Annotated in this window: 12 protein-coding genes; all 12 read right to left on the bottom strand. The window is 67.9% G+C overall.

Annotated features, from left to right (window positions below; translation table 11 throughout):
* Positions 1–39: 39 nt before the first annotated feature.
* From KME78_RS13370 to KME78_RS13315, 12 genes are read right to left on the bottom strand one after another with little or no spacing between them, the layout of a single operon-like run.
* On the bottom strand, positions 40–1599 hold the full coding sequence (locus tag KME78_RS13370; protein WP_219529174.1) for an NADH-quinone oxidoreductase subunit M: 1560 nt from the start codon (positions 1597–1599) through the stop codon (positions 40–42).
* Positions 1599–3470: an NADH-quinone oxidoreductase subunit L gene (nuoL, locus tag KME78_RS13365; RefSeq protein ID WP_219529515.1), complete on the bottom strand. Its 1872-nt coding sequence runs from the start codon at positions 3468–3470 to the stop codon at positions 1599–1601. Before nuoL ends, KME78_RS13370 begins: the two co-directional genes overlap by 1 nt.
* Positions 3471–3522: 52 nt before the next feature.
* A complete protein-coding gene (gene nuoK / locus KME78_RS13360) occupies positions 3523–3819 on the bottom strand; it encodes an NADH-quinone oxidoreductase subunit NuoK (RefSeq protein WP_214640635.1) in 297 nt (98 codons plus the stop codon).
* Positions 3816–4625 (bottom strand): NADH-quinone oxidoreductase subunit J, encoded by an 810-nt coding sequence (locus KME78_RS13355; protein WP_219529173.1) that lies wholly within the window; start codon positions 4623–4625, stop codon positions 3816–3818. The genes nuoK and KME78_RS13355 overlap by 4 nt, the downstream gene beginning before the upstream one ends.
* A complete protein-coding gene (gene nuoI / locus KME78_RS13350; RefSeq protein ID WP_214640637.1) occupies positions 4618–5133 on the bottom strand; it encodes an NADH-quinone oxidoreductase subunit NuoI in 516 nt (171 codons plus the stop codon). The genes KME78_RS13355 and nuoI overlap by 8 nt, the downstream gene beginning before the upstream one ends.
* A complete protein-coding gene (gene nuoH, locus KME78_RS13345) occupies positions 5120–6475 on the bottom strand; it encodes an NADH-quinone oxidoreductase subunit NuoH (RefSeq protein WP_219529172.1) in 1356 nt (451 codons plus the stop codon). The genes nuoI and nuoH overlap by 14 nt, the downstream gene beginning before the upstream one ends.
* Positions 6472–8859, bottom strand: coding sequence for an NADH-quinone oxidoreductase subunit G (locus KME78_RS13340; protein WP_219529171.1), 2388 nt, complete (start codon positions 8857–8859; stop codon positions 6472–6474). Before KME78_RS13340 ends, nuoH begins: the two co-directional genes overlap by 4 nt.
* Positions 8856–10145: an NADH-quinone oxidoreductase subunit NuoF gene (nuoF, locus tag KME78_RS13335; protein WP_219529170.1), complete on the bottom strand. Its 1290-nt coding sequence runs from the start codon at positions 10143–10145 to the stop codon at positions 8856–8858. Before nuoF ends, KME78_RS13340 begins: the two co-directional genes overlap by 4 nt.
* Positions 10142–10798, bottom strand: coding sequence for an NADH-quinone oxidoreductase subunit NuoE (gene nuoE, locus KME78_RS13330; protein WP_219529169.1), 657 nt, complete (start codon positions 10796–10798; stop codon positions 10142–10144). Before nuoE ends, nuoF begins: the two co-directional genes overlap by 4 nt.
* Positions 10795–12120, bottom strand: coding sequence for an NADH-quinone oxidoreductase subunit D (locus KME78_RS13325; protein WP_219529168.1), 1326 nt, complete (start codon positions 12118–12120; stop codon positions 10795–10797). Before KME78_RS13325 ends, nuoE begins: the two co-directional genes overlap by 4 nt.
* Positions 12121–12160: 40 nt before the next feature.
* A complete protein-coding gene (locus KME78_RS13320; protein ID WP_219529167.1) occupies positions 12161–12850 on the bottom strand; it encodes an NADH-quinone oxidoreductase subunit C in 690 nt (229 codons plus the stop codon).
* The gene (locus KME78_RS13315; RefSeq protein ID WP_219529166.1) at positions 12847–13398 is read right to left on the bottom strand and encodes a NuoB/complex I 20 kDa subunit family protein; all 552 of its coding nucleotides are present in this window, start codon (positions 13396–13398) and stop codon (positions 12847–12849) included. The genes KME78_RS13320 and KME78_RS13315 overlap by 4 nt, the downstream gene beginning before the upstream one ends.

The following is a 13398-nucleotide window of genomic DNA, read 5'->3' as shown; positions in this document are numbered from 1 at the left end:
GCGTGCCGTATTCGATGGTCGGCGCCACGACAGCGTCGTTCACTGGCCGGCCCCCTTCTCAGCGATAGCCGGGTTGTCCACTTTCACGTTGACCAGCGTCTGGGTGACCGTGGGGTTGATCACGTCGAGCAGCGGCTTGGGGAAGAAGCCGAAGCCGATGATCAGCGCGATGAGCGGCGCGAGCACGACGATCTCGCGCACGTTCAGGTCCTTGAACGCCTTGACCGACTCGGCGGTCGGCCCGTTCATCGCCCGCTGCACCATCCACAGGATGTAGACGGCGGCCAGGATCACGGCGAGCGCGGAGACGATCGCCGCGACCGCGAGCGCACCGGAGCCGAAGGCGCTGCTGGAGTAGGTGCCGATCATCACCATGAACTCGCTGACGAACGACGACAGCCCCGGCAGCGACAGCCCGGCCAGACCGGCGATCAGGAAGAAACCGGCCAGCAGCGGGGTGACCTTCTGCACGCCTCCGTAGTCGGCGATGTGCGGCGAGCCGCGCCGGGCGATGAGGAACCCGGCGGCCAGGAACAGCGCGCCGGTGGCGAAGCCGTGGTTGACCATGTAGAGCGCGGCGCCGGACTGCGACACCTGCGACATGGCGAACACGCCCATCACGATGAAGCCGAAGTGCGAGATCGACGTGTAGGCGATGAGCCGCTTCATGTCGGTCTGCCCGATGGCCACGATCGCGCCGTAGATGATGCTGATGACCGCGAGCACCACGATCGGCATCGTGAACGCCTTGGCCGCGTCGGGGAACAGCTCCAGACAGAACCGGAGCATGCCGAACGTACCCACCTTGTCGAGCACGCCCACGAGCAGGACGGCGGCACCCGCCGGAGCCTGCGCGGCCGCGTCGGGCAGCCAGGTGTGCACCGGCCAGAGCGGCGCCTTGATCGCGAAGGCGATGAAGAACCCGCCGAACAGCCACTTCTGCGTCGTGGGGTCCTGGATGGCGCCGACGAGCTCGGGGAACATGAAGGTGTTCTTGCCCGCGACCACGTACAGCGCGATGACCGCGACCAGCATGAGCAGGCCGCCGAACAGCGAGTACAGCAGGAACTTGACGGCCGCGTACGACCGCTGCGCACCGCCGTACGACCCGATCATGAAGTACATCGGGATCAGCATGGCTTCGAAGAACACGTAGAACAGGAAGATGTCGGTCGCCGCGAAGACGCCGATCATCATCGCTTCGAGCACCAGCAGCAGCGAGAAGTACGTCTTGACCGACCGCTTCGGGGTGATCAGCGTGCCGTCGGCGCTCTGCGTGCCGTCGGCGTCGTGCCAGGAGGCGAGCACCACGATCGGCACCAGCACCGCCGACAGCGCGATCAGGACGAGCGCGATGCCGTCGACACCGACCCCGAACTTCACGCCGAAGCTCGGGATCCAGTCGTAGACCGCCTGGAACTGGAACCTGGGGCCACCGGTCTTGAACTGGACCGCCACCACGAGTGTCAGCGCCAGCACGACCAGGGACACCAGCAGCGTGACCTGCTTGGCCAGCTTGTCACTGCCCTTGGGAAGCAGGGCCACCACGATGGCGCCCAGGACGGGCACCGCCATGAGTATCGGGAGCCAGGGTGACATCAGATGTTCCCAACGAGGAGCAGGGCGCCTGCCAGGAGGGCAGCACCGAACAGGATGGACAGCGCGTAGGTTCTGGCGAAGCCCGTCTGGATCCGCCTGAGACGCCCCGAGGTCCCGCCGATGCCCGCCGCCAGGCCGTTGACCAGCCCGTCGATGCCGCGGTTGTCGAAGTACACCGCGAAGCGGGTCAGCCACTGGCCGGGACGCATGAACAGGGACTCGTTGAGCGCGTCGCCGTACAGGTCGCGGCGGGCGAACGTGGTGAGGAACGAGCCGCGCGGCGCCACAGCGGGCACCTCGGCTCGACCGTACCTGACCCAGGCGAAGCCCGCCCCGACGGCGACCAGCGCCAGCGTGGCGAGACCAGGGACGCTGGCGAAGTGGAACGTCGGCAGCTCCTCGGGCAGACCAACGGCCGGACCCAGGAACTTCATCAGCGTGTTGCTGAGGATCAGGTAGCCGCCCAGGAAGATCGAGCCGATCGAGAGGATGATCAGCGGCCAGGTCATGACGGCCGGCGACTCGTGCGGGTGCGCGTCCTTCGCCCAGCGCTTCTCCCCGAAGAAGGTCATGAAGACCATCCGCGACATGTAGAAGCCCGTGATGCCCGCCCCGAGCACGGCCAGCCAGCCGAGCACCTGGTTGTGCTCCACTGCGGTCTCGATGATGCCGTCCTTCGTGAAATATCCGGACAGCAGGGGGAACCCGATGATCGCCAGGTAACCGATGAAGAACGTCACGAAGGTAACCGGCATGACCTTACGCAGCGCACCATACTTCCGCATGTCCACTTCGTCGTTCATGCCATGCATGACCGAACCGGCACCAAGGAACATGTCGGCCTTGAAGAAGCCGTGCGTGATCAGGTGCCCGATCGCGAAGGCGTACCCCGCCGGCCCAAGGCCCGCGCCGAGCATCATGTACCCGATCTGTGACATCGTCGAGCCCGCCAGGCCCTTCTTGATGTCGTCCTTCGCGCAACCGATGATGGCACCGGCCAGCAGCGTGGCCGCACCGACGATCGAAACGGCGAGCGCCTGAGCCGAGTCCGGAGGGAAGAAGAACGCCCCGGAGCGGACCACCAGGTAGACACCGGCGGTGACCATGGTCGCCGCGTGGATGAGGGCCGAGACCGGAGTCGGGCCCTCCATCGCGTCCAGCAACCACGACTGCAGCGGGAGCTGCGCCGACTTGCCGCAGGCGCCGAGGAGGAGCAGCAGACCGATCGCGGTGACCGCACCGCCGGACGGCGGGCTCTTGGCGATCTGCGCGCCCAGCTCACTGAAGGTCAGCGTGTGGAAGGTGACCAGGATGACGAACATCCCGACCAGCAGCCCGAAGTCACCGACCCGGTTGACGATGAACGCCTTCTTGGCCGCGACCGCCGCCGAGGGCTTGAACTGCCAGAACCCGATGAGCAGGTACGAGGCCAGACCCACGCCCTCCCAGCCGATGAACAGCCCGACGTAGTTGTCGGCCAGCACCAGCAGGAGCATCGCGGCGACGAAGAGGTTCAGGTAGGAGAAGAACCGGCGCCGCTCGGCGTCGTGCGCCATGTAGCCGATCGAGTAGATGTGGATCAGCGACCCGACACCCGTGATCAGCAGCGCGAAGCTGATCGACAGCGGGTCGATCAGCAACCCCATGTCGACCATGCCGGGAATGAACTCATAAAGATGTACGGCCTGGCGGCGCTGATCAGCCGGCAGACCGATGAGCTCCAGGAAGGTCAGCACCGCCACGACGAACGAGGCGAGGGACATGGCCACGCCCAGCAGATGGCCCCACCGGTTCGTCATGCGTCCGAGGATCAGCAGGATCGCCGCACCCAGCAACGGGAAGGCGATCATCAGCCAAGAGGCCCCGATCATGCCGCCGGCGGTGTGCTGGACGATCTCAACAGGAGATTCCACCAGTCACCTCTTAGTACTTCAGCAGGTTGGCGTCGTCTACCGACGCGGACCTGCGGGTTCGGAAGATCGTCACGATGATGGCCAGGCCGACCACAACCTCGGCCGCGGCCACCACCATCACGAAGAACGCGATGATCTGACCTTCGAGGTTGCCGTTCTGCCGGGCGAAGGCGACGAAGGCGAGGTTGCAGGCGTTGAGCATGAGCTCGACGCACATGAACACCACGATCGCGTTGCGCCGGATCAGCACGCCCATCGCGCCGATGGCGAACAGCAGGCCCGACAGGACGAGGTAATGGGTGGTCACTTGGACTCCTCCTCAACCGACTCAACCGACGCGGCCGACGCGGCCGAATCAGCCGACTCGACGGCGGCCCTGTGCTTGATGGCCTCGGCGAGCTTCGGGTCGGCCGGAAGGTGACCCTCCTCGACGTCGTACCGCGCGATGTAGCGGTTGACCGAGCTCTCCGCGACCGAGCCGTCGGGCAGCAGGGCCGGCATGTCGATGGCGTTGTTCCTGGCGTAGGTGCCGGGTCCGGGCAGCGGCGACGGGCGGTCGCCGAGGAACCGGGCGCGGGCCAGGTCCTTCTGCGTGGGCCGTACTGTCAGCCGCTCGCGGTGTGCCAGCACCATCGCGCCCAGCGCGGCGGTGATCAGCAGCGCCGAGGTGATCTCGAAGGCGAAGACGTACTTCGTGAACAGCAGCAGCGCCAGCGCCCGGATGTAGCCGGCCTGCCCGATGGCCGAGGCCAGCCCCGCCTGGTTGGCGAAGACCGCGTTGCCGATGGCCAGGATGACCAGCGCGGCGAACCCGACGGCGGCGAGCGCGGCCCAGACGCGCTGGCCCTTCAGCGTCTCCACCAGCGAGTCGGACGAGTCGACGCCGACCAGCATGAGCACGAACAGGAAGAGCATCATGACGGCGCCGGTGTAGACGATGATCTGCACCGCGGCCAGGAAGGGCGCGTCCTGAACGGCGTAGAGGACCGCCAGGCAGAGCATCACGGTGCCGAGCATCAGCGCCGAGTAGACGGCCTTCCGGTTGAACACCATGCCGAGCGCCGCGCCGACGGATACGACGGCGAGCACCCAGAAGGTAATGGTCTCACCCATTGGTCCGTCCCAGCCGGTAGTAGTCCTCTTCGGTCTCCCCGAGCCGCATGGGGTGCGGAGGCTGCTCCATCCCCTGGGTCAGAGGCGCGAGGAGCATCTCCTTGGTGAAGATGAGGCTCTCGCGGTTGGTGTCGGCCAGCTCGTACTCGTTGGTCATCGTGAGCGCCCTGGTCGGGCACGCCTCGATGCACAAGCCGCAGAGAATGCACCGCAGATAGTTGATCTGGTAGGTGCGGCCGTACCGCTCACCCGGCGAGAAGCGCTCCGCGTCGGTGTTGTCGGCGCCTTCCACGTAGATGGCGTCGGCCGGGCACGCCCATGCGCACAGCTCGCAGCCGACGCACTTCTCCAGCCCGTCCGGCCAGCGGTTGAGCTGGTGCCGCCCGTGGAAGCGAGGCGCTGTCGGCCTCTTCTCCTCCGGGTAGTTGACCGTGACAGGCTTCTTGAACATCGTGTGGAAGGTGACCCCGAAGCCTTTGACGGGGTTCAGCCAATCAGTTAGTCCCACTGGGAATCTCCTTGTGCTGCACCCCGTGGTAGTGCGGCAGGTCGAGCGGCGGCACAGGGAAGCCACCGGCCGTTGGCTCGTCGGACAGCTCCTCGAACTCCGCCTCGACCTCCGCCTTCCGTGCTTCCTTGCGGCGCTGGTTCACGGTGTCGAACCGGGCCCAGATGCCGAGAGCACCGACGATGACGATCACCGCGACCACCATGACGGGTGCCAGGCTGCCCTGGAAACCGGCTTCGCCGTTCTTGACGTACATGACGGTCCGGATCGTGGCGACCAGCATGATCCACGCCAGGTTGACCGGGATGAGAACCTTCCACCCCAGCGACATGAGCTGGTCGTAGCGGACGCGCGGCAGCGAGGCCCGCACCCACACCACGAAGCAGAAGACCAGCACGAACTTGACGAAGAACCAGAGCAGCGGCCACCAGCCCTCGTTCGCCCCGGCCCAGAAGGCCGTGATCGGGAACGGCGCCCGCCACCCACCGAGGAACAGCGTGATGGCCATCGCCGAGGCGACGAAGGTGTGCAGGTATTCGCCCATCATGATCAGCGCGAACTTCAGCGACGAGGAGTACTCGGTCTGGAAGCCACCGACCAGCTCGCCCTCGCCCTCGGGCAGGTCGAACGGGATACGGGCGGCCTCACCGAAAGCGCAGAACACGTAGATCAGGAACGACGGCAGCAGCAGGACGACGTACCAGGAGGGCATCGACAGGCCCCCCAGCATGCCGCCGGACGCCTGCGACTTGACGATCTCCGACGTCGACAGCGTCCCCGCGAACAGGAACACGCCGACGAACGACAGACCCATCGCGATCTCGTACGAGACCACCTGCGCCGCCGACCTCAGCCCGCCCAGCAGCGCGTACGGCGACCGCGACGACCAACCGGCCAGCACCACGCCGTAGACCGAGATGGCACCCATGGCCAGCATGAACAGCACGGCCACCGGCAGGTCGACCAGTTGCAACGGCGTCCGCACGCCGAACAGGTTGACCATCGGCCCGAACGGGGTGATCGAGAAGGCCAGGAAGGCCGGGATCACCATGATGACCGGGGCCATCAGGTAGAGCACCTTGTCGACGGTCCGCGGGAAGAGGTCTTCCTTCAGGCCCATCTTGATGCCGTCGGCCACCGACTGGAGCAGGCCGAACTTGCCCGCCCGGTTGGGGCCGAAGCGGTTCTGCATCCTGGAGATCAGCTTCCGTTCGAACCAGACGCCGAACAGGATGCAGAGCATCAGGAAAGCGAACAGCATCACGGCCTTGATGATCGTGATCCAGAGCGGATCCTTGCCGAAGTCGGCAAGGGTCGGATCAGTCGCGAGAACAGGGATCATGAGGCGCTCCCGATCGTGACGATGTCGCCGGTCGACGCGCCGAGATCGCGCGTGACCGAACAGCCGCCGGAGTTCGCCGGCACCCAGACCACCCGGTCCGGCAGGTCGGCGACGCGTACCGGCAGCGTGACAGCGTTGGGTCCTTGGCCGCCGACGACCAGCTTGTCGCCGTCGACGACGCCGATCTCCGCCGCCGTGCTCTCCGAGACCAGCGCCTCCGCGGCGCGGGCGGTGCCCGCGAGGTACGGCTCGCCGTCCTGCAGGCGGCCTTCGTCGAGCAGCAGGTGCCAGGTCGCCAGCACCGCCTCGCCGGTCCGCGGCGCGGCCTGCGAGCGGGTGGCGGTGTTGGGCGCGGCCACGCGGGTGCCGCGGTAGGCGCCGATCGAGCTCAGCTCGCGCCGTGCGGCCGCGGCGTCGGGCAGGCCCAGGTGGACGTCCATCCGGTCGGCCAGGCTGCCGATCACGGCCAGGTCGCTGCGCAGGCCGGGCACCCGGAGCGGGGCCTCGAACGAGCGGCCCCTGCCCTCCCAGTTGACGAACGTGCCGTCCTTCTCCTGCACGGCGGCGACCGGCAGGACCACGTCGGCCCGGTCGGTGACCGCGCTGGCGCGGATCTCCAGGCTGACGATGAACGGGGTGTGCTCCAGCGCGGCCAGCGCGGCGCCCGGGTCGGCCAGGTCGTAGGGGTCGACGCCCGCCACGACCAGCGCGTCCAGCTGCCCCTCCAGGGCCGCGAGAAGCATGCCCGTGGTGTCGCGACCCGGCGTGTCGGGCAGTGTGGCCACGTTCCACACCCGGGCGATGTCCGCCCTGGCGCTCTCGTCGCCGACCGGGCGGCCGATGGGCAGCAGGTTGGGCAGCGCACCGGCCTCGACCGCGCCCCGCTCGCCGGCCCTGCGCGGGACCCAGGCGAGCTTGGCGCCCGAGGCGGCGCTGAGGCGTACCAGCGCGGACAGAGCGCCGGAGACCGCGGCGAGCCGCTCGCCGGCGAGCACGATCGTGCCCTCGGCGAGCGAGCCGACCAGGTCGCCGATCGCGTCGGCCTCCGCGCCCGGCGCGGTGCGGATGAGCGTGCCGCCCATCTTGGCCAGGCCGTTGGTGGCGAACGGCGCGATCGCCGTGACCTTGAGCCCCTTCTTCATCCACGCCTTGCGCAGGCGCAGGAAGACGATCGGCGACTCGTCCTCGGGCTCGAACCCGACCAGCAGCACGGCCGGGGCGCTCTCAAGGTCGCTGTAGGAGACCTCGATGCCCTTGCCGGCCACCGCGTGCGCCAGGAACTGCGCCTCCTCGACGGAGTGCGGCCTGGCGCGGAAGTCGATGTCGTTGCCGCCGAGGGCGAGCCGGGCGAACTTGGCGTAGGCGTAGGCGTCCTCGACCGTCACCCGGCCGCCGACCAGCACACCGGCCTTGCCGCGCGCGGCGGCCAGGCCCTTGGCGGCGACGCTGAGCGCCTCCGGCCACGAGGTGGGCTCGAGCACGCCCTCCTCGTTGCGGACCAGCGGCATCTTGAGGCGATCGGGCTCTGTGGCGTAGGAGAACGCCCACCGGCCCTTGTCGCAGTTCCACTCCTCGTTGACCTGCGGGTCGTTGCCCGCCAGGCGGCGGGTGACCCGGCCGCGCCGGTGGTCGGTGCGCAGGCTGCACCCGGAGGCGCAGTGCTCGCACGCGCTCGGCGTGGAGACCAGGTCGAACGGCCTGGCCCGGAACCGGTAGGCGGCGCCGGTCAGCGCGCCGACCGGGCAGATCTGCACCGTGTTGCCGGAGAAGTAGGAGTCGAACGGCTTGCCGTCGGCGACGCCCACCTGCTCCTTGGCCCCGCGCTCGAAGAAGTCGATGAACGGGTCGCCGGCGATCTGGTCGGAGAAGCGGATGCAGCGCGCGCACTGGACGCAGCGCTCACGGTCGAGCAGCACCTGGGTGGACAGCGGCAGCGGCTTGGGGAAGGTCCGCTTCTGCTCCTGGAACCTGGACTCGCCCTGTCCGTTGGACATCGCCTGGTTCTGCAGGGGGCACTCGCCGCCCTTGTCGCAGACCGGGCAGTCGAGCGGGTGGTTCATGAGCAGCAGCTCCATGGCCCCGCGCTGCGCCTTCTCGGCGACCGGCGAGGTGAGCTGGGTCTGCACCACCATGCCCTCGGCGACGTCGATCGCGCAGGACGGCTGCGGCTTGGGGAAGCCGCGGCCGTTGCCGGCGTCGGGGATGTCGACCAGGCACTGGCGGCAGTTGGCCGCCGGGTCGAGCAGCGGGTGGTCGCAGAAGCGCGGGATCTGGATGCCCAGCAGCTCTGCCGCCCTGATGATCAGGGTGCCCTTCGGGACGCTGACCTGGAACCCGTCGATGGTGAGGGTCACCAGGTTCGTCTCTACGGCGGTTGTTGTCACTGGTCACCCCAGAGAGTGGACTTCTTCGCGTCGAACGGGCAGCCGCCGACCTCGAAGTGCTTGAGGTACTCGTCGCGGAAGTACTTCACCGAGGAGTGGATCGGGCTCGTCGCGCCGTCACCGAGCGCGCAGAACGAGCGGCCCAGGATGTTGTCCGCGATGTCGGTGATCGTGGACAGGTCCTCCTCGGTGCCCTGGCCCTTCTCCAGGCGCTTGAGCACCTGCTTGAGCCAGTAGGTGCCCTCGCGGCACGGCGTGCACTTGCCGCACGACTCGTGGGCGTAGAACTCCGTCCAGCGCAGCACCGTACGGACCACGCAGGTCGTCTCGTCGAAGATCTGCAGCGCCCGGGTGCCGAGCATGGAGCCCTTGGCGCCGACGGACTCGAAGTCCAGCGGCACGTCCAGGTGCTCGTCGGTGAAGATCGGCGTGGACGAGCCGCCCGGGGTCCAGAACTTGATCTCGTGCCCCTCGCGGATCCCGCCCGCCATGTCGAGCAGCTCGCGCAGCGTGATGCCGAGCGGCGCCTCGTACTGGCCGGGCCGGGTGACGTGGCCGCTCAGCGAGAAGATGCCGAAGCCCTTGGACTTCTCGGTGCCCATCCCGGCGAACCAGTCGGCACCGTTGGTCACGATTGAGGGAACACTGGCCACAGACTCCACGTTGTTCACAACAGTAGGCGAGGCATAAAGGCCCGCCACGGCCGGGAACGGGGGCTTGAGCCGCGGTTGACCTCTGAAGCCTTCGAGCGAGTCGAGCAGTGCCGTCTCCTCGCCGCAGATGTACGCCCCCGCGCCGCTGTGCACGACGAGTTCGAGGTCGTAGCCGGAGCCGAGGATGTCGGTGCCGAGATAGCCCTTCTCGTACGCCTCGCGCACGGCCGCGTGCAGCCGGCGGATGACGTGCAGCACCTCGCCCCGCACGTAGATGAAGGCGTGGTTGGCCCGGATCGCGTACGCGGTGATGATGACGCCCTCGACCAGCGAGTGCGGGTTGGCCATCATCAGCGGGATGTCCTTGCAGGTGCCCGGCTCCGACTCGTCGGCGTTGACGACGAGATAGTGCGGCTTGCCGTCACCCTGCGGGATGAAGCCCCACTTCATGCCGGTCGGGAAGCCCGCGCCGCCGCGGCCGCGCAGGCCCGAGTCCTTGACGGCCTGGATGACCGCGTCGGGGTCCATCCCCAGCGCCTTCTTGGCCGCCTCATACTCGCCGTAGCCGGCGAGGGTGAAGGAGTTGGCCTGGTCCCAGTTCGCGGTCAGGACCGGGGTGAGAGTCGTGCTCATGCCTCTGGGGCCTTCCATCCGTTGGCCTTGGCGACCTTGAGGCCCTCCAGCGAGGGGCCCGCCGCCGACGGGCCGTCGCCCGCCAGGTCGTCGGGCAGGCCCGCGAGCACTCGCGACGCCTCCTTGAAGGTACAGAGCTTCTTCGGCCCCCTGGTCGGGCGTACGTCCTTGCCGTCACGCAGGTCGTCGACGAGCTGCTTGGCCGACTCGGGCGTCTGGTTGTCGAAGAACTCCCAGTTGACCATCATGACCGGGGCGAAGTCGCAGGCCGCGTTGCACTCGAGGCGTTCGAGCGAGACCTTGCCGTCGGCGGTCGTCTCCTCGTGGCCGACGCCGGTGTGCTCCGACAGCTCTTCCCAGATCTGGTCGCCGCCCATGACGGCGCAGAGCGCGTTGATGCAGACGCCGACGTGGTAGTCGCCGGCCGGCTTGCGCTTGTACATGGTGTAGAACGTCGCGACGCCGACGACCTCGGCCTTGCTGATGCCCAGCAGCTCCGCGCAGAACTCCTGCCCGTCGTCGGAGACGTGACCGTCTTCGGACTGCACGAGATGGAGCAGCGGCAGCAGTGCCGACCGCGTCTTCGGGTAGCGCCCGATGATCTCCTTGGCGTCTCGTTCGAGACGCTCTCGGACTTCCGGTGAGTAAGTCACCGGTCCACACCTCCCATGACGGGGTCGATAGATGCCACCGCGGCGATCACGTCGGCGACCTGGCCGCCCTCCGCCATCGCGGGGAAGCCCTGCAGGTTGCAGAAGGACGGTTCGCGGAAGTGGACGCGGTAGGGGCGGGTGCCGCCGTCGCTCACCACGTGCGCGCCGAGCTCGCCCTTGGGCGACTCGATCGACGCGTACGCCTGTCCGGCCGGCACCCGGAATCCCTCGGTCACCAGCTTGAAGTGGTGAATGAGGGCCTCCATGGAGCTGCCCATGATGTGCGCGATGTGGTCGGGCGAGTTGCCGAAACCGTCGGGGCCCAGCGCGAGCTGCGCGGGCCAGCCGATCTTCTTGTCCTCGATCATCACGGGGTCGCCCTTGAGCGGCCCGGCGATGCGGTCGAGGGCCTGCTCGACGATCTTGAGCGACTCCTCCATCTCCCGCATCCGGACCAGGTAGCGGGAGAACACGTCGCAGCCGCGCTCGGTCGCCACCTCGAACTCGTAGGTCTCGTACCCGCAGTAGGGCTGCGACTTGCGCAGGTCCCACGGCAGGCCGGCGGACCGCAGGATCGGCCCGGTGATGCCCAGGGCCATGCAGCCGGTCAGGTCGAGGTAGCCCACGTCCTTGGTGCGGCGCAGGTAGACGGGGTTCTCGTCGAGCAGCTTGCGGATGTCCTTGATCCGCTGCGGCATGATCTTGAGGAACTCGCCGATCTTGTCGACCGCGCCCGCCGGCAGGTCCACGCTCACGCCACCGGGGCGGACATAGGCGTGGTTCATGCGCAGACCGGTGATGTACTCGAACAGGTCCATGATCAGCTCGCGGTCGCGGTAGCCGAACAGGAACGGCGTGGTCGCGCCCAGCTCCATGCCGAACGTGCCCATCGCCACCAGGTGCGAGGAGATCCGGTTGAGCTCCATCATCATCACGCGGATGGCCTGCGCCCGGTCCGGGATGCGGTCCTCGATGCCGAGCAGCTTCTCGACGCCCAGGCAGTAGGCGGTCTCGTTGAAGATCGGCGAGAGGTAGTCCATGCGGGTGACGAACGTGGTGCCCTGGGTCCAGGTGCGGTATTCCAGGTTCTTCTCGATGCCGGTGTGCAGGTAGCCGATGACGCTGCGCGCCTCGGTGACCGTCTCACCGTCGAGGGTCAGCACCAGCCGCAGCACGCCGTGCGTGGACGGGTGCTGCGGGCCCATGTTGACGACCAGCCGCTCGTCCTCGGAGTCGCGGACACCGCTGACGACCTCGTCCCAGTCGGCGCCGGTGACCGAGTAGACCTTGCCCTCGGTCGCCTCGTCATATCCGGTGGTCACGAGTGAACCTCACTTCGTCTGTCAACGCTCAGCTCGATGCTCACGCGTACGACCTCCTCTGGTCGGGCGCGGGGATCGTGGCGCCGCGGTATTCGACCGGGATGCCGCCGAGCGGATAGTCCTTGCGCTGCGGGTGACCGTCCCAGTCGTCCGGCATCATGATGCGGGTCAGGCCGGGGTGGCCGTCGTAGATGATCCCGAAGAAGTCCCACGCTTCGCGCTCGTGCCAGTCGTGGCCCGGGTAGACGCCGACGGTCGAGGGAATGTGCGGGTCCTCGTCGGGGGCGCTCGCCTCGACGCGGACGCGCCGGTTGTGGGTGATCGAGCAGAGGTGGATGACCGAGTGCAGCTCCTCGCCCTTCAGATGCGGGTAGTGCACACCGGAGACGCCGAGCGAGAGCTCGAAGCGCAGGGCGGGCTCGTCGCGGAGCTTCTGGCAGACCTCGACGAGCCGCTCCCGCTTCACGTGCAGGGTCAGCTCGCCCCGGTCGACGACCACTCGCTCGACGGCGTCGTCCATGGCCAGCGTGTCGACCAGCTCGTCGAAGTAGCCGCCGTAGGGGCGGGGTGTGGAGAGCTGGGGTGCGCGCCGTACGACGAGGCCGCCGTAACCGGAGGTGTCACCCGTGCCGGTCGCGCCGAACATGCCGTGCCGGGCCACGGGCGGCTCGGGAACCGCCGGCACCTCGGCGTTGGCAGGGACCTCGGGGAGGTTGTCGGGCGAGGTCACTTCGCGGCCCCCTGGTCGATCAGCGGCAGCGTACGCAGCGCCTGCAGTTCGAGCTCGTCGATCTGCTTGGCGCGGTGGGCGCCGAACTTCATGTTCTGGATCTTGTCGTGCAGCTTCACGATCGCGTCAATCAGCATCTCCGGCCGCGGCGGGCAGCCGGGCAGGTAGATGTCGACCGGGACGATGTGGTCCACGCCCTGCACGATGGCGTAGTTGTTGAACATGCCGCCGCTCGAGGCGCACACGCCCATCGAGATGACCCACTTGGGCTCGGCCATCTGGTCGTAGATCTGCCGCAGGACGGGAGCCATCTTCTGCGACACGCGTCCGGCGACGATCATCAGGTCGGCCTGGCGAGGAGACGCCGAAGCGCGCTCCATGCCGAAGCGCGCCAGGTCGTAGTGGGGGCCGCCGGTGGCCATCAGCTCGATGGCGCAACAGGCGAGGCCGAACGTGGCCGGCCATACGGAGTTCTTGCGCGCCCAGCCCGCGGCCTGCTCGACCGTGCTGAGGATGAACCCGCTGGGGAGTTTCTCTTCAAGTCCCAT

Source organism: Nonomuraea guangzhouensis (assembly GCF_019396345.1).
Lineage (GTDB): Bacteria > Actinomycetota > Actinomycetes > Streptosporangiales > Streptosporangiaceae > Nonomuraea > Nonomuraea guangzhouensis.
This window is presented reverse-complemented; position numbering and strand designations above follow the sequence as displayed.